25 protein-coding genes are annotated in these 20,988 nt (G+C 64.2%); 6 read left to right on the top strand and 19 right to left on the bottom strand.

All coding sequences use genetic code 11. The annotated features are described in order from the left end of the window. Window positions 1-291: 291 nt before the first annotated feature. From H7225_RS14130 to H7225_RS14145, 4 genes are all read left to right on the top strand, one after another. The gene (locus H7225_RS14130; protein ID WP_290662893.1) at window positions 292-684 is read left to right on the top strand and encodes a hypothetical protein; all 393 of its coding nucleotides are present in this window, start codon (window positions 292-294) and stop codon (window positions 682-684) included. Between the two features lie 92 nt (window positions 685-776). Next, window positions 777-1,334, top strand: a complete 558-nt coding sequence (locus H7225_RS14135) for a hypothetical protein (RefSeq protein ID WP_290662895.1) — start codon at window positions 777-779, stop codon at window positions 1,332-1,334. 21 nt (window positions 1,335-1,355) lie between these two features. Further along, entirely contained in the window at window positions 1,356-1,949 is a 594-nt protein-coding gene (locus H7225_RS14140) for a cold shock domain-containing protein (protein ID WP_290662897.1), read from the top strand. Window positions 1,950-2,388: 439 nt separating this feature from the next. Next, window positions 2,389-3,636 carry a lytic murein transglycosylase gene (locus tag H7225_RS14145; RefSeq protein WP_290662899.1) on the top strand — a complete coding sequence of 416 codons (1,248 nt, stop codon included), beginning with the start codon at window positions 2,389-2,391 and terminating at the stop codon, window positions 3,634-3,636. Window positions 3,637-3,650: 14 nt separating this feature from the next. On the opposite strand, the gene H7225_RS14150 is transcribed toward H7225_RS14145, so the two are convergent. The 8 genes from H7225_RS14150 to H7225_RS14185 all read right to left on the bottom strand — a co-directional run bounded on the left by H7225_RS14150 (window position 3,651) and on the right by H7225_RS14185 (window position 9,643). Beyond that, on the bottom strand, window positions 3,651-4,433 hold the full coding sequence (locus tag H7225_RS14150) for a metallophosphoesterase (RefSeq protein ID WP_290662901.1): 783 nt from the start codon (window positions 4,431-4,433) through the stop codon (window positions 3,651-3,653). After that, window positions 4,430-5,404 carry a diacylglycerol kinase family protein gene (locus H7225_RS14155; RefSeq protein ID WP_290662903.1) on the bottom strand — a complete coding sequence of 325 codons (975 nt, stop codon included), beginning with the start codon at window positions 5,402-5,404 and terminating at the stop codon, window positions 4,430-4,432. Before H7225_RS14155 ends, H7225_RS14150 begins: the two co-directional genes overlap by 4 nt. Window positions 5,405-5,528: 124 nt before the next feature. Continuing rightward, window positions 5,529-5,765 carry a hypothetical protein gene (locus H7225_RS14160; RefSeq protein ID WP_290662905.1) on the bottom strand — a complete coding sequence of 79 codons (237 nt, stop codon included), beginning with the start codon at window positions 5,763-5,765 and terminating at the stop codon, window positions 5,529-5,531. A 23-nt stretch (window positions 5,766-5,788) separates the two neighbouring features. After that, window positions 5,789-5,998 (bottom strand): DUF3820 family protein, encoded by a 210-nt coding sequence (locus tag H7225_RS14165; RefSeq protein WP_290662907.1) that lies wholly within the window; start codon window positions 5,996-5,998, stop codon window positions 5,789-5,791. Between the two features lie 45 nt (window positions 5,999-6,043). After that, window positions 6,044-6,748: a sulfite exporter TauE/SafE family protein gene (locus H7225_RS14170; protein ID WP_366481570.1), complete on the bottom strand. Its 705-nt coding sequence runs from the start codon at window positions 6,746-6,748 to the stop codon at window positions 6,044-6,046. A gap of 12 nt (window positions 6,749-6,760) precedes the next feature. Beyond that, complete coding sequence (locus H7225_RS14175) at window positions 6,761-7,420, bottom strand: NTP transferase domain-containing protein (RefSeq protein ID WP_290662909.1); 660 nt, start codon at window positions 7,418-7,420, stop codon at window positions 6,761-6,763. Between the two features lies 1 nt (window position 7,421). After that, window positions 7,422-8,492 (bottom strand): XdhC family protein, encoded by a 1,071-nt coding sequence (locus tag H7225_RS14180; protein WP_290662911.1) that lies wholly within the window; start codon window positions 8,490-8,492, stop codon window positions 7,422-7,424. 134 nt (window positions 8,493-8,626) lie between these two features. Next, window positions 8,627-9,643: an AraC family transcriptional regulator gene (locus H7225_RS14185; RefSeq protein WP_290662913.1), complete on the bottom strand. Its 1,017-nt coding sequence runs from the start codon at window positions 9,641-9,643 to the stop codon at window positions 8,627-8,629. A 158-nt stretch (window positions 9,644-9,801) separates the two neighbouring features. Here H7225_RS14185 and H7225_RS14190 point away from each other — a divergent pair, with 158 nt between their 5' ends. Continuing rightward, entirely contained in the window at window positions 9,802-11,853 is a 2,052-nt protein-coding gene (locus tag H7225_RS14190; RefSeq protein ID WP_290662915.1) for a CocE/NonD family hydrolase, read from the top strand. On the opposite strand, the gene H7225_RS14195 is transcribed toward H7225_RS14190, so the two are convergent. The 3 genes from H7225_RS14195 to H7225_RS14205 all read right to left on the bottom strand — a co-directional run bounded on the left by H7225_RS14195 (window position 11,787) and on the right by H7225_RS14205 (window position 12,909). After that, entirely contained in the window at window positions 11,787-12,053 is a 267-nt protein-coding gene (locus tag H7225_RS14195; RefSeq protein WP_290662917.1) for a hypothetical protein, read from the bottom strand. The genes H7225_RS14190 and H7225_RS14195 overlap by 67 nt on opposite strands. A gap of 83 nt (window positions 12,054-12,136) precedes the next feature. After that, window positions 12,137-12,394, bottom strand: coding sequence for a glutaredoxin 3 (grxC, locus tag H7225_RS14200; RefSeq protein WP_290662919.1), 258 nt, complete (start codon window positions 12,392-12,394; stop codon window positions 12,137-12,139). A 104-nt stretch (window positions 12,395-12,498) separates the two neighbouring features. Continuing rightward, window positions 12,499-12,909: a rhodanese-like domain-containing protein gene (locus H7225_RS14205; protein WP_290662921.1), complete on the bottom strand. Its 411-nt coding sequence runs from the start codon at window positions 12,907-12,909 to the stop codon at window positions 12,499-12,501. 76 nt (window positions 12,910-12,985) lie between these two features. Between H7225_RS14205 and gpmA the strand changes: the two genes are divergently transcribed. Continuing rightward, entirely contained in the window at window positions 12,986-13,729 is a 744-nt protein-coding gene (gene gpmA / locus H7225_RS14210) for a 2,3-diphosphoglycerate-dependent phosphoglycerate mutase (protein ID WP_290662923.1), read from the top strand. A 51-nt stretch (window positions 13,730-13,780) separates the two neighbouring features. Here gpmA and H7225_RS14215 read toward each other — a convergent pair whose 3' ends face one another. The 8 genes from H7225_RS14215 to aroQ all read right to left on the bottom strand — a co-directional run bounded on the left by H7225_RS14215 (window position 13,781) and on the right by aroQ (window position 20,922). Beyond that, window positions 13,781-14,803: an endonuclease/exonuclease/phosphatase family protein gene (locus tag H7225_RS14215; RefSeq protein WP_290662925.1), complete on the bottom strand. Its 1,023-nt coding sequence runs from the start codon at window positions 14,801-14,803 to the stop codon at window positions 13,781-13,783. Between the two features lie 74 nt (window positions 14,804-14,877). After that, complete coding sequence (locus H7225_RS14220; RefSeq protein WP_290662927.1) at window positions 14,878-15,786, bottom strand: carbohydrate kinase family protein; 909 nt, start codon at window positions 15,784-15,786, stop codon at window positions 14,878-14,880. A gap of 13 nt (window positions 15,787-15,799) precedes the next feature. After that, the gene (locus H7225_RS14225) at window positions 15,800-17,266 is read right to left on the bottom strand and encodes a DUF3426 domain-containing protein (RefSeq protein WP_290662929.1); all 1,467 of its coding nucleotides are present in this window, start codon (window positions 17,264-17,266) and stop codon (window positions 15,800-15,802) included. Between the two features lie 39 nt (window positions 17,267-17,305). Further along, window positions 17,306-17,653 carry a hypothetical protein gene (locus tag H7225_RS14230; RefSeq protein ID WP_290662931.1) on the bottom strand — a complete coding sequence of 116 codons (348 nt, stop codon included), beginning with the start codon at window positions 17,651-17,653 and terminating at the stop codon, window positions 17,306-17,308. Between the two features lies 1 nt (window position 17,654). Further along, a complete protein-coding gene (prmA, locus tag H7225_RS14235; RefSeq protein WP_290662933.1) occupies window positions 17,655-18,572 on the bottom strand; it encodes a 50S ribosomal protein L11 methyltransferase in 918 nt (305 codons plus the stop codon). 27 nt (window positions 18,573-18,599) lie between these two features. Next, window positions 18,600-19,952: an acetyl-CoA carboxylase biotin carboxylase subunit gene (gene accC, locus H7225_RS14240; protein WP_290662935.1), complete on the bottom strand. Its 1,353-nt coding sequence runs from the start codon at window positions 19,950-19,952 to the stop codon at window positions 18,600-18,602. Window positions 19,953-19,962: 10 nt separating this feature from the next. Continuing rightward, complete coding sequence (gene accB / locus H7225_RS14245) at window positions 19,963-20,409, bottom strand: acetyl-CoA carboxylase biotin carboxyl carrier protein (RefSeq protein ID WP_290662937.1); 447 nt, start codon at window positions 20,407-20,409, stop codon at window positions 19,963-19,965. A 63-nt stretch (window positions 20,410-20,472) separates the two neighbouring features. Beyond that, window positions 20,473-20,922: a type II 3-dehydroquinate dehydratase gene (aroQ, locus tag H7225_RS14250; RefSeq protein WP_290662939.1), complete on the bottom strand. Its 450-nt coding sequence runs from the start codon at window positions 20,920-20,922 to the stop codon at window positions 20,473-20,475. Window positions 20,923-20,988 lie beyond the last annotated feature (66 nt).

Genomic DNA, 20,988 nt, shown 5'->3' on the forward strand with positions numbered 1-20,988 from the left:
CTAACGCAGTCGGAGTGAACCTGCTGTACGCTGACTTCGCGCCCCAGCCCACACACCACCCACCATGCGGGTCCGCAGTGGGCGGTTCATGCAAAGTTCAATGCGCTCCATCACGGGTTGTCGGCGCCGCGCATAGGGGGTGTTGCTTCAGGTCGTTGAGGTGCTACGCTGATAACGCATCACGCCCCTGGGGCGTGGACTTGATCGGTAGGTATTTCAGCAGCCTGCAAGGCCTTCAAATATTACAAACGGGAGTTCATCATCAAGTCGTTCATCTACCTTGTCGCGCTCTTGGTTGTTGGCTACTTTGGCTATCAAGAATGGACCAAACACAAAGCCTCGGACAAGCTACAGGGCTACAGCCTATCTACGGTAGATCAGCACCCCATACCCAGAGAAATCGCTTTTTCTCTTTGGCAGCAGAAGGCCGTTGATTTCTGCGGCAGATCCAATGCCGACGATGTTGCGCTTACCAAGCACACGGCCGCGCAATGCCGGGCCAGAGTTCTTGAACGGCATACAGCTTGCGAACGCAAACTAGGGCAAAACTACGCCACCCAACTGAGCATCAACCACGAAGTTCGTCGCCTTGGAAAAGAGTACTTTGCTTGTGCCCTGCCCAAACCAATTTGCAACGGTGTCGAAATAGAATCCATGGAAATGGCAGAGCAGAAATGCAAATGAGGCCATGACCACTGCCACCACTTCAACGTGCATTCGCGCAGCGCCCTAACTGCTTGTCCATCGGCGCTTTTTAAAAAACCACGGTGTCAATCATGCCCAATACCTACTTGCTGAAGCTCAGCCCAGACTCAACCATCAACGAGTCGGCGACCACGTATCGAAAATATTACAGCCTCGCCAAAGAATTCAAGTTCGTGGCGCCCGATACCACCAACCCTTCGAGCAAGGCGGATTCGAATTGGACGACGTTGAAAACGGGAGTGCTCGAAGGCGTCACGCTGGAGGACACCGTGCTGATCGTGGCCCACGGGTCCAAGACGACGGTTGCCGAAAAAGAGGTGCACGATCTGGCGGTCGCCCTTTCTCGATGGGGGCTCACGAAGGCAGGTTGCATCATCTTCAAGAGTTGCGATGTCGGCCGAGCTGACTTCCTGGAAAGGTTCGTGGAAAAAGCTCATGCGATGAAGATGGACATCGGCTTTGTCAGGGGATACCGCGGCACCTCGCACACCATTCCCCTGTTGAAACCGTTCGAGCTCGTCCACCACAATGGTTCGATCAAGTCCGGTTCGAAGCGGTACAAGATCGTTCAAGGCAAAAGGGTGACTTACAACCAGGGGGACTTGAACATGCTGTCCCTGGAGGACTAACCCAGCGATGGAGCAGTGAACTTGGCAATCCAGCATGCAGGGATTCTTCGCACTTGGCATGACGACAAGGGCTTTGGCTTCATCGCACCCAGCCAAGGCGGCCGCGAATTGTTCGTCCACATCAGTGCCTTCCCCCACGATGGTTCGCGGCCCACCGCTGGGGAGGCGCTCTCCTACCAGGTAGAGGCGGGCAACGGCGGGAAATCACAAGCCGTGCGGGTGGTTCGACAGGCCGTTGGCATCCAGAAGCTGCCGCCCACGCGGGCCATTCGTCCTGGCGCCCCCAGCCAAGGTCTGGCAGGCAAGGCCATCGCCATGGTGCTGTTGATGGCGCTGGGCGCGTATGGCGTCAAGCAGTACAAGGGCTACTCGCACCGCGCAGAGCTTGAGCGCATGCCACCTGTCGCGGCGCCCGCGCCAAGCCAGCCCATGCCGCTGGTGGGCAAGGAGGCCGCTGCCAGCGCATTTCGCTGCGACGGTCGAACCCACTGTTCGCAGGTGACTTCTTGCCAAGAGGCGACGTGGTTCATCAATCACTGCCCAGGCGCAGCCATGGATGGCAATCACGATGGCGTGCCGTGCGAACAGCAGTGGTGCACACCGGGAACGCGCTGAAGGCAATGGCCTGCGCATGGGTAGTCGGCCCTGCAAAATCTCTACAACCCGCATGAACACTGGTGTTGAGGCGATCACCCGGCTGGGCCTGAGAGGGCTTTTTGACGCCTTGTCGATCTTGGGCACCTTTGTCGCCCGGTGCCTATGGGCCGTGTCTGCGCGACCAAGCCGGTCTGCCTTGCCTGCCACGACCACGGCAGACGTGTCCCCGACGTTCATGTCGTTGTCACTCTCGGGCGGCTGATGAATTTTGCAGGGCCGACTATCTGCGAGACTGTGCAGCTACGCATAAGAAATTGAACCTTACTTGGAAGTAACGCTCAATTTTTGAAACTGTGCGGCGGGTGAGTCGCGGTGGAAAAGCAGTGCATGGTGATGTCGCCGCACTGCTTGATGCCGGCGTTTTGTGCTGCTCACAGCAAGGTCAAGTGGAGTTCTCATGTCTTTTCGTTCCCTTCACATCCGGTCTGCCCTGCTGGCGGTGGCGGTCTTGTCAGGCTGTGCCTCAGGCCCCGCCACCCAGGCACCAACCCAAGCCCCCAGCGACGTCGAGGTGCCCACCGAACAGCGCTTCGCGCAGTGGGTGGCGAACTTCCGTGAAACGGCCCGCGCCGCCGGCATCGACGAGGCCACCTTGCACACGGCCCTGGATGGCGTGCAACTGCGCCATCGCGCCGTGGAGGCGGACCGCGCTCAGCCCGAGTTCACGCGCACCTTGTGGGATTACGTGGACGGCGTCATCACGCCGCAGCGCGTGGCCACGGGCCAGCAAAAGCTGGTGGAGCTTCGCCGGGAGGCCGATGCGTCCAGCACGCGGTATGGCGTGCCCGGCCCCACCCTGATGGCGGTGTGGGGCATTGAAAGCAACTACGGTGGCAACTATGGTGATGTGTCCGTCATTGACGCCTTGGCCACGCTGGGCTTCGAAGGTCGGCGTGAAGCCTGGGCGCGCGGCGAGTTGCTGGCGGCGTTGAAGATCCTTCAGCACGGTGACATTGAGCGCAGCCGCATGATCGGGTCATGGGCCGGGGCCATGGGCCAGACGCAGTTCATGCCTTCGTCCTACCTGGCCTATGCCGTGGATGCCGATGGCGACGGTCGCCGAGACATCTGGGGCAGCATGACCGATGTGCTGGCGTCCACCGCCAACTACCTGGCCAAATCGGGCTGGCGGGCCGATGAGCCTTGGGGCCTGGAGGTGCAGCTGCCTGCGGGTTTCGATCCGGCCCGTGCCGACCCGGCGGTGCAGCAAACCTCGGCGCAATGGGCCGCAGAAGGCGTGCGGGCCCTGGGCGATGCGCCTTGGCCAATGTTGGCCGACGCCACAATCCTGCTGCCTGCGGGCGCGCGTGGGCCGGCCTTCATCGTGGGGCGCAACTACCGCGCCATCCTGCGCTACAACAACTCAACGAGCTACGCGCTCACGGTGTGTTTGCTGGCTCAACGCATCGGTGGTGGTCCGGGCGTTCAGGCTGCCTGGCCTTTGGATTTGCGCGCCTTGAGTCGGGGTGAGATGCTGGCCTTGCAAACGGGCTTGAATCGACGTGGCTTTGACAGCGGCAAACCCGATGGCCAGATGGGGCCAGCCACGCGCAAAGCCTTGCGCGCTTTTCAACGCAGCATGGCATTGCCAGCGGATGGCCATCCCACGGCAGACTTGCTGGGGCGTTTGCAGCAAGATCAGTGATACCTTGGTGGGCATCAGCTGACCGGCGCAAAGGCTGATTGCTCAGCCTTGAAGTCCCAGCGTTCGATGGACAAAGGCTGCCCGGGCAAGGCGGGGTGTCTGATCAGGTTGACTGAATTGGCCGTGTTGCCCCGCACCCTGGACGACAATGCCGTGCCGGCTTGCACCACCCAGAACGGATGCTCGGCGCCGCCGCGCAGGGCTTTCAGCGGGACCACATAAGGCAGATGGATGTGGCCACCCAGGATCAGATCGACACCGGCCTGACCCCATTGCGCCAAGGCTGCTTCGTGCCCCCTCAGCAGGTTTTTGCGATCCTTGTCCAGCGTCACGCACACGGGTTGATGAACGACCACCACTTTGATTTGGCCAGGCTGTGCTTCGTTCAGCCTGGCGGCCACGCGGTCGATTTGAGCGGCCGACACTTCGCCATCCTTGTGGTGCCAAGGCCGCGTGGTGTTGACCCCGATCACCAGCCACTGCGGGTTTGAAATGACAGGCTCAAGCTCAGGGCCGAAGGACCGGCGGAAATTGGCGTAAGGCGCCAACAACCTGGCGGCCACGTTGAACAGGGGGATGTCGTGGTTGCCAGGAATGGCCAGGCGATGAGGCGCCTTGATCTCATCGGCAAAACGGCGTGCCGCGGCAAACTGCGAACGCCGCGCCCGTTGCGTGATGTCGCCAGACCAGACGACGATGTCTGGCTGCTGCGCCTGGGCCAGCCTCAGCAAGGCGGCCATCACGGGCGGCTGCTCAGTCCCGAAATGCGGATCAGAGATCTGCAGCAAAACACTCACTGGGGCACCAGCAACCACAAGGGCCGAGGCGATGGCCGAAAGTGCAGGGGCGTGTCCATCCAGATCACCTCGCCATCGGTGGCCACCTTCATCCGCTTGGGCCGGTGCGGGCGGCGGGGTGACACGGTCAAACTGGTGAACGCGAAGCTGGACACCTTGTCGGCATCGCCCAACTGCCCCAAGGCGCCGCGCAACAGCAAGCCCAGCATGGCCAGTTTTCCCACCGGCTTGACGGCGATGGCCACGAGTTGCCTCTCTTGCAAGGCAGGCGCCTCAGGGATGCCAATCTGCGCCATCTGCAGCGCGTTGTTGCCCACGAACAAGGTGGGGGTGACGATGGTGTGCGTGGTGTCGTCCAGCGTCAGTTTGATGACCCAGTCGCGGTGCTCACGCAGCATGGTGGCCAGGCTGGCGAAAAGCGCCACAACACGGCTTCGACCAAAGCGTTGCTTGAAGGCTTCGCGGTCCTGCAGCAGCGTGGGGTACAGGCCCATGCTGGCGTTGACGATGAAGGCTTGCTCATTGATCAGGCCGACTTGCACCCGTTTGAGGTGGGCCGTGAGCAGCGAACGGGTGGCCTCTTCGATGTCGGACGAGATGCCATGGTTGCGGCCAAAGTAGTTGAAGGTGCCCTGCGGCAAGATGCCCAGTGGCAGGCCCGTGGGCAGCACCTGTTGCACCACGGCGTTGATGGTGCCATCGCCCCCGGCCGCGACCACGGCGCCGTCGTGCAACCTGGCCAGGTCAATGGCGCGTGAAATGGCTTGCGGCAGATGCTGGGGGTCGCTCACTTCCAGCAACTCGTGTGTCCGATCGGCCTCCTGGAAGACGCGCTTGACGGTGGCCACCCTTTCCTGGGCCTCGACATGGCCCGATCCGCCATTCAGCACGACGAACAACGGTGCGGTCAGGGACCAGGGCGGATTCTCAACATGGGGTGGTGCTGCGGCAACCGCGGTGCTGGTGGACATGCTCGGTGTTCCCGTGGACAGGTGTGAGTTCAGTCACCATGATGTCCAGGGAGGAGCCTGGATGCAGCCAGCGGGGGCCGACCCGGTGCGTAGGCTCAGTCCGACAAACCGCGATGCAAGCCGCTCAGCAGCGCCCCGATCGCCGGCTGCGCGGCAGCAATTTGTCCAGTTCGGTGATCTGCTGTTTGAGCAGGATCAGCAAGGTGCGCGCGTCGTCAACAGGCAAGGACAGGCACGTCATGCCGGTGTGTTCATCGCGCGCCGGCCGGGCTTGCACCGAGACATCAACGCCGATTTCGATCAGGCCGTTGTGGTGCTTCGCCGATTTCAGGCGCTGTATTTCGATGTCGTAAGTTTTCATGGGCGTTCTTTTCTCGCGTGCGCTCAGCGCCGCAGGGGTTTGAGCAGATCGTTCAAACCGTTGTGGTCAATCTCGTGCATCAGGGCCAGTAGTCGGCCCATGTCGCCTTTGGGAAAGCCCTCTCGCGCAAACCAGTGGAGGTAGTTGCCAGGCAGGTCGGCCAGGAGCACCCCTTTGTGTTTCCCGAAGGGCATGGTCATGGTGACCAGTTTCTGCAGGTCTTCAGGGTTCATTTTGCAATGGCGATGCGCCGAGGGGGCCGAGCTTGGCCTGGTCGGTCAGTGTATCGGTTGCGGGCCCGCGACCAACCACAGGGCCGTCGCCATCAGGATGGCCGCGAACGACAAGCGCATGGGCCGCTCAGGCAGCCGGTGGGCCAGGGCCACGCCCGCTGACACGGTCAGCAAGCCCCCCAGGGTCATGGGCACCCCCAAGGCCCAATCGACGCGATGAGCCCCAGCATAGGTGGCCAAGGCCACCACCGAACTGGGCGCGACCAGGGCCAGTGACAAGCCTTGTGCCGTGGTCTGGCGCTGCCCCAGCCAGCCGGACAGCAAGGGCCCCGCCATGAGGCCGCCGCCGATGCCGAGCAGCGCCATGCTGCAGCCGCCCACCATGCCCACGAAGGGCAGCACGCGCAGGTTCAAGCGGCGCTCAACCTGCGGGGCTGACGGTGGATGCCGCTGGGCGGTGCGCCACAAGCGGATGGCCAGCAGCACCATGAAGACGCTGAAAATGGCCCGCAACAGGAGTGGATCCATCCGCGTGGCCACGTGGACGATCAGCCAGGTCGTCAGCGCGGTCGACACGGCAATGGATGCGATGGCCTGCCATGGCATGGCATGGGATGGCGCTGGTGGTAGCGCCACCAGCCCACCAGCAGGTTGGGCGCCATCAGCACCAGGGCTGTGCCTTTGCGCGATGGGTTGCTCCATGCCAAAGCCCAGCACCAGCAAAGGCACCGCGATGATGCCGCCTCCGATGCAGTGTTGGGCTCACTGATCTGCCCAAGGCGCAGGCCAGGACACGGGCACAGGATGCCAGTGGGCTTGCAGGGCCGCCAGGTCGCTGGGGGTGTCCAGGTCGGTGACATGGGCGGGTTGCCCGGTCGGGATGGGCTGGACGAAGTCGGGGTGCCGGGCCAACCAGTCGCGGATGCCCAGGTGGGCGGGCGTGGCCAGCACTTGCTGCGCGGCCTGACACGTCAAGATCAGCGGGTGTCCGCGCACGCCATCAACGATCGGCATCTGCGCATGGATTGGGGCGGCGCGCTGTTGCCAAGCCTCCAGCAAGGGATGGAGGTGCTTGTGGTTCAGCCAGGGTAAGTCGGCCAGCACGATCAACAGGTCGTGGCCATCACTTTGGTCCCTGTGGGCTTGCAAGGCCCGTCGCTGTGAATCGATCAGGCTGGTGTCGGGCTGGCCATGCTGCAGCGTGTGCGCGCCGCAGCGATGGGCGATGGGCAGCAAGGTCTCGGCGTAGGGGCCGATCACCACGCTCACGTGCTCAAGACCTGCGCCACGCAATGCGCCGATCAGGCGCTCCAGCAAGCTGGTGCCGCCCATCTGCAGCGCTGATTTCGGGCGGTGGCCCAGTCGGCGGCCCAGGCCCGCGGCCAGGATGGTGGCCGCCATCGGCACGGCAGGTGGGCTCATGTCAGGCCAGGCAGCTGGGGGCTGTCAAGGCCGCGCTGCAAGGCTCATCCTGGCCCTGGTCATGCAGGAGCTTGCCAAGCGCTACTGGCGCAGCTACCCGGCGATGGATGCCGTTTTTCACGGCCACCACCTCGGCCATGATCGACAGCGCGATCTCGGCCGGCGTTTTACTGCCGATGTAAAGCCCAGCCGGTCCATGCAGGGCCTGCAGCGCGGCCTCGGGCACCTCGAAATGCTCGTGCAGGCGTTCGCGGCGCAGCGTGCTGTTGCGGCGCGAGCCAATGGCGCCCACGTAAAAGGCCTCGGACTGCAGGGCGTCGATCAGGGCCAGGTCGTCCAGCTTGGGGTCATGGGTCAGCGCGACCACGGCGGTGCGGGCATCGGGCCGCAGCCTCAGGATCAGGTCGTCCGGCATCTCGTGGCTGATCTCGACCCCGTCCAGGCCCCAACTGGCGCGGTGCTCTTCGCGCGGGTCGCACACCACCACCTCAAAGCCCAGGCTCAGCGCCATCTGGCAAAGAAAGCGCGACAGGTCGCCTGCGCCGATCACGATCAGGCGGTTCTGAGGGCCCAGGCAGGTGATGAGTTGGGTGCCGGTGAGCAATGGCACGCCATCGTGCCGACCGCCTCGTTCAACTTCGTGCAAGGTGACGTGGCCTGTGCGCAGGTCCAGCACCCGCTCGGTGCTGCGCCGTTGCTGGCAGGCTTGCAGCAGTTCAGGCAGGCGGCTGTGTGGGGCCGCCGCTTCCAGCACCAGCTCGACCGTGCCGCCGCAGGGCAGGCCGAAGCGGTGCGCCTCGTCGGCCGAGATGCCATAGCGCAGCACGGCGGGTGCGTCGGTGGCGCAGGCCGCTGCCACACCCCCTTCGCGGAGGCGGTGGATCAGGTCGTCTTCAATGCAGCCACCCGAGACCGAGCCCACGACCTCGCCCCGGCCATTGAGGGCCATGAGCGAGCCTGGCGGCCGTGGTGAAGATCCCCAGGTGCGCGCCACGGTGACCAGCACCACCGGCAGGCCATCGGTCTGCCAGCGCAGCACGGTGCGCAGGACCAGGGTGTCGAGGTCTTCCATGGGGCGGGGCTCCTTCAGGGGTTGATGACGGCGCGTCGCCGATCAAGCCAGGTTGGAGGGCAATTGGCGTGCCGGCTTGCCTTCGGCTCGATGCAGTTGAAGTCCGAGTTCATCAAAAAGGCGTGAGCCTTTCCCTAGGGCTGGGCCTTGCCGCCCCGACCTTCCCGCCAGTCCGACGGCGTCAGGCCCGACCACCTTCTGAAGGCACGGTGAAAGCTGTGCACCGATGAAAACCCCAGCGCCTCGGCGATCTGCTTGAGCGGCAGCTTGCCCTCGGCCAGCAGCCGCTCTGCCGTCAGGCGCTGGCACTCCTGGGCCAGCCCGGCATGCGTCATGTCCAGCATGCCCAGGTGTCTGCGAAAGCTGCGCTCACTCATGCCCAGATGCGCTGCCGTTTCAGTCACGCTGGGCAGCCGTGGAAACGCGCTCAGCAGCCACGCGCGCACGGTGTCCGCCATGTCCGAGCCCGCCTTCATCGCGGCCAGCAGCGAGTCCGCCCGCGTTCTGGCCGCCACATAGGCGACGGGGTCGTGGCTGGGCAGCTTGACGTCCAGCAGCGCCCGGTTGAAGGTGATCGAGCACTCCTTTTGCCCAAAGCTGAGGCGCTGCCCAAAGGTGGCCACATAGCGTTGTTCATGCTCTGCTGGCGGCGCATGTGGAAAAGAAACCTCGAGGATGTCGGCGTTGCTCGCACCCACGAAACGCAGCATCTGCACCGAACTGGTTGCCACCTGGGCCATGCGGAAGTGGCCGCTCAAACCACCTTGAACCACCGGCTGCACCACCAGGCGGGCGGTGGTCGCGGTCTCCGCCAGTTCAACCTCGGAGCGCTCCAGCACCAGCAGTGCAAAGCGCTTAATGTCGTTGAGCATGTGGCGCAGGCTGGGTGTGGGCAGCACCAACGGTGTGATGGCGCCGTAGCGCATCAGGGCGAGACTCTTGCCCGCCACCAGGCCAAAGGCCGAATCGCCCGTCTCCTCAATGGTGGCGGCCATCATGCGGTCGAACAGATCCGCCGACACCCATTCGCCATCTTCCTGCAGGTCATCGAACGACTCGATGCCACACCGCCTCAGCACCGCGCTGGCCTTGAATCCTTCCAAGTCAAGCGTGTAGGCCAGGATCTTCAGGTTGATGGGAGAGATTCGCATGGGGGAGCAGTCTGGGGGTTTTCCATGCGCCAGCGCGCCTGCAATGGTCGGGGCTTTCCCTAGAAAACACCCCTGGGGGTTACAAAGTGGCCGTTCAAGTCAATGCCCGCTGTGTTGGTGCGCCCTACGCTTGCTGGATCAAAACAGGAGACTCCGTCATGCAACGATCCACCCAGGGCGTGCGCGCCTTCGCACTCAGCAGTCTGGCCGCCATTCTGCTCACCGCTGGCGTCACCAGCGCCTTGGCCGCGACCACCACCACCCTGGGCACGCGCGGCAGCCTCAGCCAAGCCAACCCTGCCGTCACGGCCAATGCCAATGGTGCCTGGAAAGACTACTCGCGTGCTGAGGAATATGCCAAGGCCGTCACCTTGCCGCTGCAGTTCATCACGATGAAGAACGGTCAGAAGCTGGCCGTGTTCGTTTCCGTGCCGGCCGATGCCCAGGGCAACCCCGTGCAGGGCGCTTTCCCCGCGGTCCTGACGCAGACCGCTTACCGCATTGACCTGGGCCAACTGCTGGGCAGCATTGCCGTGACTGGCAACACCCTGCTGGTGGGCGGCAAAGACGAGTTCATGATCAAGCGTGGCTACATCTCGGTCGCGGTCGATGTGCTGGGCTCCGGCATGTCCGATGGCCAAGGTGCCTTGTTGGGCGCCGCCGAACAGGCCGCTTATGGCGAAGCGGTAGATTGGGTCACCAAGCAGCCGTGGTTCAACGGCAACCTGGGCCTGGCGGGCACGTCCTACCTGGGCATCACCAGCCTGCTGACCGCTGAACAGCAAAACCCCGCCGTGAAGGCCGTGTTTGCCCAAGTGCCCATGGGTGATTCTTACCGTGGAACCGTGGGTGTGGGGGGCTTGCTCAATGCTCAGTTCATCAGCCTGTGGCTGCCACTGACGCAGACGCTGAGCGTCCAGAACGACATCGCCAAAAGCCTGCACCCCACCTTTGCGACACAGATTGAAGCCGCCAACCAAGAGCACATTGCCGCCATCGACAGCTGGTACCTGCCCACGGTCAACAACTCCCTGGCGGGCTTGACGGGTTTTGCCACCGACGACGGCGATTTCTGGTCGACCCGCTCACCCCTGGAAAAGGCCGCCAGCATCAAGGTGCCCACCTTCATCTTGGGTGGCTCCAACGACATCTTCCAGCGCGACGAGCCCTTGCTCTATGAACAGTTGAAGAGGAACGTCACCACCAAGCTGCTGATCGTGCCGGGCGCCCATGTCCAGGCGGTGCTGAGCTCGCAGAACGACGCCAACAACGCCACGGCCAACGGCGCCCCGCCGACCAAGTTCCTGATGCTGCAGTGGTTTGACCAATACCTGCGCGGCATGAACACGGGCGCGGCCACGCTGCCCAACGTCACGCAATACGTGGAAGGCTACGGCGTCCTGGGCAATCGCTTTGCCAGCACCACCGACTGGCCGCACCCCAAGGCTGTCCCGCAGCGCTACTACCTGCGCGGCAACATGAAGTTGACCACCCAGGCGCCCTGGCTGCCTGAAGCCAGCCACACCATCGCCGAGCCCCAAGGCGCCGTGATCACCTACAACGCCAGCGACACCGGCAAAACCGTGCAGGCCAAGGTGACCTTGAACGATGGCAGCGATTGCTCGTCCAGCTATGTGCAGTGGTCGCTGGGCATTGGCGGCTTGCTGCCCAAGCTTTGCTACACCAACAGCAACACTGTCGAAAAAGAGCAGAAGGCGCTGATCTACCAGACCGCGCCCCTGACCGAAGACATGTACATCAACGGCCCCATGCAGGCTGACATCTGGATGTCGGCCACGAACACTGAAGCGGCCGTGGCGGTTCGCATTGATGACGTGGATGTGTGGGGCAATGCCACCCCCATCTCGACCGGCCTGCAGTCCGCCAGCCACCGCGCGGTCGACACCAGCCGTTCGCGCTACATCAATGGCGTGATGGTCCAGCCATGGCACCCCTTCACCCTGGCGGCCAAGCAGGCCGTGGTGCCTGGCCAGGCCATGCTGGTGCCGGTGGAAGTCTTCCCCGCTGCGGCACTGATCCGCAAGGGCCACAAGCTGCGCATTGCCATCAGCGCCAGCAACCAGGCGCAGGGCATCTGGGCCACACCACAGCAGCTGAAGGCCAATGGCAATGTGAGCACCATCTACAACGACCCAAGCCGGCCCTCCAGCCTGGTGTTGACTTTGGTGCCCAGCAGCGTCTTGAAGTAAGCGCAGCGCGGGGCCTGTGGCCGGTAGAAGGCGACCGGGTCGGGCGCGCCCTTGCCCAGCAAGCCCATCACCTGGCCCCAGGCATTGGTCTTGGGCATGCCGGCCGGGAAGCGCGCATTGAAGGCGGTCGTGTTCTCGGACCAGGCTTTCAGCGCGGCTTCGTCCGTGGGCAGGTCTTTGTGGCCCGAAGCCCAGTCCAAGAAATTGCCCAGGAAGGTTGAACTTGGTGTAGCCCTAGGCCGCGCGGCGCCCTTCTCCCTGCCCCCTCAGGTGAGGGGGTGGGTCAGGCGCCCAGCAAAGGCATCAAACCGCCCCGGTGGTCCAGGGCCATCAAATCGTCGCAGCCGCCCACGTGCGTGTCGCCAATGAAGATTTGCGGCACCGTGCGCTGGCCGGTGATCTGCATCATGTGCTGGCGTTGCACCGGGTCTTGGTCAACGCGGATTTCTTCGATGTGCTCGACACCGCGCTGCTTGAGCAGCATCTTGGCCCGGACGCAGTAGGGGCAGACCTGGGTGGTGTACATCTTGACGGTTTGCATGGTGGCTCGGCTTAAGGCTTGAGTTCAATCCAGGTGACATTGTCCTGCGCCTGGCATGACCGTTACCCCTGTGGGGGCACCCACCGGGCGCCCCTTGTGTGGCATCAGGCCGTTTTTTCGACCGGCAGGTTGGCTTCGCGCCAGGCTTTCAGGCCGCCGGCCAGCACCTGGGCTTTGTCGTAGCCCATGGTTTTGAGCTGGGCCACGGCCTTGGTGCTGCGCGCGCCAGTGGCGCACACCACGACCAGCGGCGTCGTTTTGTTGCCGGGCAAGCCTTTGACTTTGTCGGTCAGGGTGTCCAGGGGGATGTTCTTGGCGCCCACCACGTGGCCAGCGGCGAATTCGGCCGCGTCGCACACGTCGATCACCTGGGCTTTTTCGCGGTTGATGAGGTGCACCGCATTGGCGGGGGTCAAGCCCGCGTTGACCCCACCCTTGATCTGGGGCCACAAGAGCAGGCCCCCGGAGGCCAAGGCTGCGACAAGCCAGTACCAGTTCTCAAGCAGATAGCTCATGGAAAATCTTTCGTGTGGGTAGCAAACATGGGATTTTATAATCTATGACTCTCTTTACGCGACCGGACTTGAAGCCATGTACAAGCTTGTGCTGATTCGCCATGGCGAATCCACCTGGAACCTCGAAAATCGTTTCACCGGCTGGACCGATGTGGACCTGACGCCCACGGGCGTCGAACAGGCCAAACAGGCCGGGCGGTTGTTGTCCGCCGAGGGCTACGAATTCGACGTGGCCTACACCTCGGTGCTCAAGCGCGCCATCCACACCCTGTGGCACACGCTGGACGAGATGGACCGCCCCTGGTTGCCGGTCGTCAACTCCTGGCGCCTGAACGAGCGCCACTATGGCGGCCTGCAAGGCCTGAACAAGGGCGAAACCGCCAAGCAGTATGGCGACGAGCAGGTGCTGGTGTGGCGCCGCAGCTATGACACGCCCCCGCCTGCGTTGGAGGCCAATGACCCGCGCGGTCAGCGCCAGGACATCCGCTACAGCAAGCTCAAGCCCGAGCAGATCCCGCTGACCGAATGCCTGAAAGACACCGTGGAGCGCGTGCTGCCCTTCTGGAACGAGGCCATGGCCCCGGCCATCAAGGCGGGCAAGCGCATCGTGGTGGCGGCGCACGGCAACAGCATCCGCGCTTTGGTCAAGTACCTGGACAACATCGGTGATGACGACATCGTGGGCGTGAACATCCCCAACGGCATCCCGCTGGTGTATGAGCTGGACGCTGATCTGAAGCCGATCAAGCATTACTACCTGGGCGATGCGGATTCGATCGCCAAGGCGGCAGCTGCGGTGGCGAGCCAGGGCAAGGCCTGATTCAAGCGCTTCCCAGCAAAAGCGCACCTAGTTTCGAACGGTACTACCGCCTCAGCGCCCCAACCCAGTCAAGCTGTAGACCACCGGACAGTGATCCGACAGCAAACGCCCCTGGTCTTCAGGGGCAAAGGCCAAACGGGTGAACTGCTTTTGCGCTGCGCGGGCAGCCAGCTTCTCGCTGACAAGGATGTCGTCGATGTAGCCCTTGTGGCGGTCATCGGCACTGCAGGGGATGCTGCCGGCACCCTCGGTGGCGCGCACCAGCAAGGCCCCGGCTGGCTCGTTGTCGCTCAAGGCGTTGAACAGATTGAAGGGCTGGGATTCGTCCGGCCCGGCGGGGTAGCGTGAGTCTTTGTCCAGGTGGCGATTGAAGTCACCCAGGATGGCGAAGGCTTTGCCCTCGCGCACGCGCTCGTCGACCCAGCGCTCAAGCACGGGCACTTGCTGGCGCAGTTTCTGGCAGGGGGCGAACTGGCGGTCCAGCTTGCCGTCGAAGCAGCCGCTTTTCAAGTGCACGGCAAGCAGGCGAACTTCGCGTGCCGTGCCGGGGAAGAGGGTGATGTCGGCGCCGGCGCGGGTGCCGCCATCCACATCCAGCGCGCTCAGGTCGCCATTGCAGCGGTAAGGCGTGCCTTCGCGGATCGCAAAGCCAACCTTTTGCGGGTGGGCGCGGTTGACGAAGCAGTCCAGCTTCCAGCCTTGGCGGAACACCTGCCGGGCGGCCACGGCGCCATCGACTTCCTGCAAGGCCACGGCATCGGCCTTGACCGTGTCCCGCAATTGCTCGGCGGTGTGCGCCAAGGCGTCAAAGTCGGCCTGGGTGCGTGTGGGCGGTTGGGCTTTGCCCGGGGTGCAGGGCAAAGCGTGTTCATCGCTGCGGGGTTGCTGGCGCAAGCAGCGGCTGCCCAGCTCGGCGCGGTCGGCGGGGGTGAGCAGCCACTCCATGTTCCAGGTGGCCAGGCGCAGGGCATCGCCTTGGGCGGCGCTGGTCTGAGAGCAGGCGCTGAGCAAACTCAAGGCGGACGCAAGGGCCGCCATCACGCTGAGCGCGCGGCGGCTCGACAGGTAAGACATGGTGTTCATTCCTCTGAATTTTTTTGCAGGGGCGCCTCTAGCGGGCGCCCTCTGGTCGAACGGGTGCCGAACGGTCAGCCGGCCAACAGCGCTGCGCGGTCCACCGTGTAGTTTTGCGGGCCCGACACGGCGATCTTGAGCGAGCCCATGCGGTTGGCCAGCGCCACAGACTTGAGGAGGTCCCAGCCATTGGACAGCCCGAACAGCAGGCCGCCACGGAAGGCATCGCCACAGCCGGTCGGGTCGACCACGGCAGCGGCCTTGACGCCCGGCACGTGCGTGATCTCGCCCTGGATGTAAACGTTGCAGCCTTCAGCACCCAGCGTCTCGATCAGGCCCTTGAGGTGCGACTTGGAGATCTCGGCCAGGCTTTGGCCCGTGCGGTCGGCCAGCATCTTGCCTTCGTAGTCGTTGACGGCAACCCAGCTGGCTTGCGAGACAAAACGCTTGAGGTCATCGCCGTCGAACATGGGCAGGCCCTGGCCCGGGTCGAACACGAAGGGGATCTTGGCAGCGGCCAATTGCTCGGCGTGTTGGATCATGGCGTCGCGGCCATCGGGGCCGATGATGGCCAGTTGCACCTTGGGATCGGCGGTGATCTTCAACTGCGCGGCGAACTGCATGGCGCCGGGGTGGAAGGCCGTGATCTGGTTGTTGTCCTTGTCGGTGATGATGATGGCCTGGGCAGTGTGGCTCTCGGTCACCGTGAGCACGTGCTCCAGGCTGATGCCCCATTGCTGCATGCGCTCGCGGTAGGGGGCGCCATCGACGCCCAACGCGGCCATGACCAAAGGCTCACCGCCCAACTGGTGCAGGCCATAGGCGATGTTGCCGGCCACGCCGCCGAACTCGCGCTTGAGCGTGGGTACCAGGAAGGACACATTCAGGATGTGCAGCTGGTCGGGCAGGATCTGCTGCGCGAAGCGGCCGTCAAAGGTGCTGATGGTGTCAAAGGCCAGCGAGCCGCAAATCAGAACGGACATGTTTGAAAAATCCTCAGGGGTAAAAGAGCTCGGCGGTGTAACCCGCCAGTTTCAGGTTAGGCGCCTGAAGGCGCCACTGCAAGGTGGTGCTGCGGTCGGCCGGGGCGGCCGTGGGCAGTGGGCCGGTGGCCGTGTCAGGATCGGCCTTGGTGTCGGTGCTGTCCAGCCACTGGGCGTCGCGCGGCGAGAAGGCGCGGCGGGCCACGATGGCGCCATTGGTGTCGGTCAAGGTCAGGTCCACGTCGGGCCAGGCCAGGCCGATGGGCGCGCGGTTGTGCACGACCACTAGCAGGCGGTAAGTGCCCTCGCCTTCGGAGCTGGTGCGCACCAGCGTGGCGCTTTCCACCTGCAGGCTGTCGATGTGCAAGGGCGCTTCGATCTTGCAGTCCATGGCCTCGCACCATTGCGCCAGGTAGGGCCGGGATTCGGGGTAGTGGGCGGCCAGGGTGTTGCGGAACTGGTGGGCGGTTTGCAAGGCCAGCGTGGCCACCAGGGCCAGGCTGATCAGCGAGAGCACGGTGCGGGTGGCGGGGTGGCGCCAGAACGCGCGGCGCTGAGCGCGGCGCAGGAACTCGGGGGTCTTGGCGGCGGGGTCGCGGCCGCGCGTGCCGGGGCGGCCTTTGCGTTGGCTGGGCGGCTTGAGCGCCTGCTCGGGCACGAAGTCTTCGCTCAGGCGGGAGGGCGCATGCTCTTCCTCGGAGGGGGTTTCAGGTGCGGCGATGGCCGAAGGTTTGGCCGCCAAGGTTGGCGCCACGGGCGCGGGTGTTGGCTCGTCAAGGTAGGGCGTCGACGAGGGGCCGAAGTCAGAAGCCCAATCATCCTGGATCTCGCCGGCCGCGTCGGTCGGGAACTGTGCATCGGCAAAGTCGGGGCCCCGGCGGCGACGGCGGCGCTGCGGTCGGTCGGTCTCCGAAGGCATCAGGTAGCGCGAATCGAGCGCGTCGGACTCGTCGGTCACCGGCAGGTTGCTGGGCAGAAACTCAGGCTGGCTGGGTGCTTCGGGCTGCGGCGCGTAGAAGGGCGCGGGCGGCGTGGGCGCGTAGGCCTCGAACGACGGTGGGGGTGGCTCGGCTTGGCCGGGCATGGCCACCGAGGTGTCCAGCTCGAAGTCGGTGGCCGACAGCAGGTCGTCCAGGGGGGCGTGTGGCCGGGTCTGGTCCAGCGCGAAGTCGTTTTGCTCGATGTGCGGCGCGGGCGCGGTGCTGGGCCAGGTCGAGTCCTGGCTGTCGACCACCGGCTCCGAAGGCGGCGGCGTGAACGCGGCTGGCGGCTCAGGCGGGCGCGGTGGTGCTGAGGCTGGCCGCTGGGGCGGTGGGTCGCGGTCCAGGTCGAACAGGCCGGGCAGGGCGTTGAAGACCTCGTTGCAGCGGCCACAACGCACCCAGCCTTCGGAGACCTTTAATTGGTCTTGCACGACCTTGAAGATCGTGCCGCAGTGGGTGCATCGGGTGGCCAGGCTCATGGCGCTGGATGATGCCATGAGCCGAGGGGTGTTCCGACCCCGGTTAGCCCTTGTGAATCAATAACCGCCGTGGCTGGCGAATGCCGACATGTCCGCACCTTGCGTGCTGACGAAGCTGGTGTAGCGGGTGTTTTCATCCACGAAACGCTTGATCCAGGCGGTGACGTACTTGGCCACCTTGCCTTGTGAGGCCTGGCTGGACGTGGTCCACAAGGACAGGTGGCCCAGACCGACCAGTTCGATCTTGGCGGCGGGCAGGCGGGTGTCCAGGCTCGCGTAGTAAGGGGTGGACCAGCTGTTGGCCAGCGAGTCGCTCTCGGCGGTCAGAAGCAGGGTGGGGGTGCGCTGCGCAATGCCCGAGTACAAGCCGACCGCGCTGACGAAGCCGGGGCGAATCCACGCCAATTCAGGGGGCCTTTTGCGCCGTCATCAGGATCCAGCCATCGTCTTGATCGGCCACGCTCAGCTGCAGACCGACGGCGCCGTAAGCCGCCTTCAATTCGTCTTCCTGGCGCGCCAGGATGCCGGCCATGACGAGGTGACCGCCAGGTGCCACGTGGCCCGACAGCAAAGGCGAGAGCAGCTTGAGCGGCGTGGCCAGGATGTTGGCCAGCACCACGGGGTAGGCCGCTTGTGCCTCGCCCACCAGGTCAGGCAAGCCGGTGTTGAGCTGGGTGCCCACGTTCTTCAGGTTGACCTCGGCATTGGCCAGGGTTGACTCCACAGCGGCCGGGTCAATGTCGACCGCGTCAACGATGGCCGCGCCATGCAGGGCCGCGCCAATGGCCAGGATGCCCGAGCCGCAGCCGTAGTCCAGCACGCGTTGGCCTGTCAGCGCAGCCTCGTTGCGGGCGATCCACTTCAGGCACATGCGCGTGGTCGGGTGCGTGCCGGTGCCAAAGGCCAGGCCCGGGTCCAGGCGGATCACGGTCTTGGCGGCGGCAGGCACCTCATGCCAGGTGGGCACGATCCAGAAGGTGTCGGTGACCGGCACAGGCGCGAACTGCGATTGCGTCAGGCGCACCCAATCCTGATCCTCGACCCCTTGAATGCCTTGCACGTGGATGTCGGTGGCCCAGTCCTGCGCCAGGATCAGGGTCACGGCTTCCAGCGCCTGCGCTTCATCCGGGAACAGCGACTTGATGGTGGAGCGCTGCCAGGCTGCGCGCGGCACGGGCATGCCGGGCTCGCCCCACAGGGCAACTTCTTGCTCGGTGTCGGCGTCGGTGTCTTCGACCGAGACCGACAGCGCTTCGAGCTCCATCAAGGCATCGCTGAGGGTGTCGACCTGGGCTTCAAAGGCCAGCAGGGTGAGTTCATGCATGGTGTGCTACTTTTCTGCGGGACAAGGTCAGCGCTGCTTGCGCGCCGCCATCCAGTGTTCAAGGTAATGGATGTCGGTGCTGCCCTCAACGAACTTGGCATCGACCATCAACTCGCGGTGCAGCGGGATGTTGGTCTGGATGCCTTCGATCACGGTCTCGGACAAGGCCGTGCGCATGCGGGCCAAAGCCTGCTCGCGCGTGTCGCCGTGCACGATGATCTTGCCGATCATCGAGTCGTAGTTGGGCGGCACAAAGTAGCCCGCGTAAATGTGCGAATCGACGCGCACGCCAGGGCCACCGGGCGGGTGCCAGGTGGTGATGCGGCCCGGCGAGGGCACGAACTTGACCGGATCTTCCGCGTTGATGCGGCACTCGATGGCGTGGCCGCGCATCTGGATCTGCTTTTGCACGAAGGGCAGCTTCTCGCCAGCCGCCACGCGGATCTGCATCTGCACGATGTCGATGCCGGTGACCCATTCGGTGACGGGGTGCTCGACCTGCACGCGCGTGTTCATCTCGATGAAATAGAACTCGCCGTTCTCGTACAGGAACTCGAAGGTGCCCGCGCCCCGGTAGCCGATCTTCTTGCAAGCGGCGGCGCAGCGGTCACCGATCTTCTCGATGGCGCGGCGGGGAATGCCGGGTGCCGGCGCCTCTTCGATGATCTTTTGGTGGCGACGTTGCATGGAGCAATCGCGCTCACCCAGCCAGACCGCGTTCTTGAACGTGTCGGCCATGATCTGGATTTCGATGTGGCGCGGGTGCTCCAGGAACTTTTCCAGGTAGACCGCCGGGTTGCCGAAAGCGGCGCCAGCTTCGGCCTTGGTGGTCTGCACCGCGTGGATCAGCGCAGCCTCGGTGTGGACCACGCGCATGCCGCGTCCACCGCCACCGCCCGACGCCTTGATGATGACGGGGTAGCCAACGGCCCGCGCGATGCGGATGATTTCCTTGGGGTCGTCGGGCAGGGCGCCTTCGGAGCCGGGCACGCAGGGCACGCCCGACTTGATCATGGCCTGCTTGGCCGAGACCTTGTCGCCCATGATGCGGATGCATTCAGGGGTGGGGCCGATGAAGACGAAACCGCTTTGCTCGACCCGCTCGGCGAAGTCGGCGTTCTCGGACAAAAAGCCGTAACCGGGGTGGATGGCCTCGGCGTCGGTCACTTCAGCGGCCGAGATGATCGACGGCATGTGCAGGTAGCTCTGCGCCGAGGCGGCCGGACCGATGCACACGGACTCGTCGGCCAGCTTGACGTACTTGGCTTCGCGGTCGGCCTCGGAATAGACCACGACCGACTTGATGCCCATCTCGCGGCACGCTCTTTGAATCCGCAGGGCGATCTCGCCTCGATTGGCGATGAGGATTTTCTTGAACATGGGAGCCGCCTTATTCGATGACGAACAAGGGTTGGCCGTATTCCACCGGCTGGCCGTTTTCCACCAGGATCTTGGTGACGGTGCCGGCCACGTCGGTCTCGATCTCGTTCATGATCTTCATGGCTTCGATGATGCAGATCGGCTCGCCGGCCTTGACCTGGTCGCCCACTTCGGCAAAGGCCTTGGCGCCCGGGCTGGAGGAGCGGTAGTAGGTGCCGACCATGGGCGACTTGACGACGTGGCCGGTCTCTTCCGGCACTTCGGCCACCACAGGCGCGGCGGCCACGGCGGGGGCCGCCATTGGCTGTTGCTGCACCTGCATGGGTTGCATCATCACCACGGGGGCGGCGCCGGCTTTCACGATGCGGACTTTGCCATCGGCCTCGGTGATTTCCAGCTCGGAGACATTGGACTCCGAGACGAGGTCAATGAGGGTTTTCAGTTTGCGCAAGTCCATGATCTGCGATCTCCAGCAAGTCGGTCGAGCAAAAGCTCAGGGATGGGGTGCGGGGCTTGTCGCTCAGCCGCGAGGAGGGGCGCTCAGGCGTTCCAGGGCCGCGTCAACGGCCAACTGGTAGCCCAACACGCCCAGCCCGACGATGACGCCTTCGGCGATGTCGGAAAAATAGGAGTGGTGGCGAAAGGGTTCGCGCCGGTGCACATTGGACAGGTGCACCTCAATGAAGGGCAGGCCCACGCCAGCCAAAGCGTCGCGCAGGGCCACGCTGGTGTGGGTGTAGGCGCCCGGGTTGATGACGATGAATTGGGTGCCGTCCTGGCGGGCAGCGTGCACCCGGTCGATCAGCGCACCTTCGTGGTTGCTTTGAAAGGCCGACAACGACGCACCGCGAGCGGCGGCGTGTTGGCTCAAGCCTGTGTTGATCTGCTCCAGGGTGGTGGTCCCGTAGACCTGGGGCTCACGTGTGCCCAGCAGGTTCAGATTGGGACCATGGAGAACAAGAATCTGCATGCGTCGTTGACTTAGGGGGTGAGCCTGCAGTCAAGAAAATGAAAGTAAACGTATTTTACGCGCAAT

The sequence above is a fragment of the Aquabacterium sp. genome, assembly GCF_014378415.1.
GTDB lineage: Bacteria > Pseudomonadota > Gammaproteobacteria > Burkholderiales > Burkholderiaceae_C > Aquabacterium.

Excerpts from the sequence above, each read along its gene's own strand:
- H7225_RS14180 (WP_290662911.1), bottom strand. The coding sequence starts at position 8,492 with ATGGAAGACCTCGACACCCTGGTCCTGCGCACCGTGCTGCGCTGGCAG.
- grxC (WP_290662919.1), bottom strand. The coding sequence starts at position 12,394 with ATGCAAACCGTCAAGATGTACACCACCCAGGTCTGCCCCTACTGCGTC.
- accC (WP_290662935.1), bottom strand. The coding sequence starts at position 19,952 with ATGTTCAAGAAAATCCTCATCGCCAATCGAGGCGAGATCGCCCTGCGG.
- H7225_RS14165 (WP_290662907.1), bottom strand. The coding sequence starts at position 5,998 with ATGAACCCTGAAGACCTGCAGAAACTGGTCACCATGACCATGCCCTTC.
- H7225_RS14205 (WP_290662921.1), bottom strand. The coding sequence starts at position 12,909 with ATGAGCTATCTGCTTGAGAACTGGTACTGGCTTGTCGCAGCCTTGGCC.
- gpmA (WP_290662923.1), top strand. The coding sequence starts at position 12,986 with ATGTACAAGCTTGTGCTGATTCGCCATGGCGAATCCACCTGGAACCTC.
- H7225_RS14175 (WP_290662909.1), bottom strand. The coding sequence starts at position 7,420 with ATGAGCCCACCTGCCGTGCCGATGGCGGCCACCATCCTGGCCGCGGGC.
- H7225_RS14135 (WP_290662895.1), top strand. The coding sequence starts at position 777 with ATGCCCAATACCTACTTGCTGAAGCTCAGCCCAGACTCAACCATCAAC.
- H7225_RS14215 (WP_290662925.1), bottom strand. The coding sequence starts at position 14,803 with ATGTCTTACCTGTCGAGCCGCCGCGCGCTCAGCGTGATGGCGGCCCTT.
- H7225_RS14225 (WP_290662929.1), bottom strand. The coding sequence starts at position 17,266 with ATGGCATCATCCAGCGCCATGAGCCTGGCCACCCGATGCACCCACTGC.
- H7225_RS14145 (WP_290662899.1), top strand. The coding sequence starts at position 2,389 with ATGTCTTTTCGTTCCCTTCACATCCGGTCTGCCCTGCTGGCGGTGGCG.
- prmA (WP_290662933.1), bottom strand. The coding sequence starts at position 18,572 with ATGCATGAACTCACCCTGCTGGCCTTTGAAGCCCAGGTCGACACCCTC.
- H7225_RS14220 (WP_290662927.1), bottom strand. The coding sequence starts at position 15,786 with ATGTCCGTTCTGATTTGCGGCTCGCTGGCCTTTGACACCATCAGCACC.
- H7225_RS14155 (WP_290662903.1), bottom strand. The coding sequence starts at position 5,404 with ATGTCCACCAGCACCGCGGTTGCCGCAGCACCACCCCATGTTGAGAAT.
- accB (WP_290662937.1), bottom strand. The coding sequence starts at position 20,409 with ATGGACTTGCGCAAACTGAAAACCCTCATTGACCTCGTCTCGGAGTCC.
- H7225_RS14160 (WP_290662905.1), bottom strand. The coding sequence starts at position 5,765 with ATGAAAACTTACGACATCGAAATACAGCGCCTGAAATCGGCGAAGCAC.
- aroQ (WP_290662939.1), bottom strand. The coding sequence starts at position 20,922 with ATGCAGATTCTTGTTCTCCATGGTCCCAATCTGAACCTGCTGGGCACA.
- H7225_RS14190 (WP_290662915.1), top strand. The coding sequence starts at position 9,802 with ATGCAACGATCCACCCAGGGCGTGCGCGCCTTCGCACTCAGCAGTCTG.
- H7225_RS14185 (WP_290662913.1), bottom strand. The coding sequence starts at position 9,643 with ATGCGAATCTCTCCCATCAACCTGAAGATCCTGGCCTACACGCTTGAC.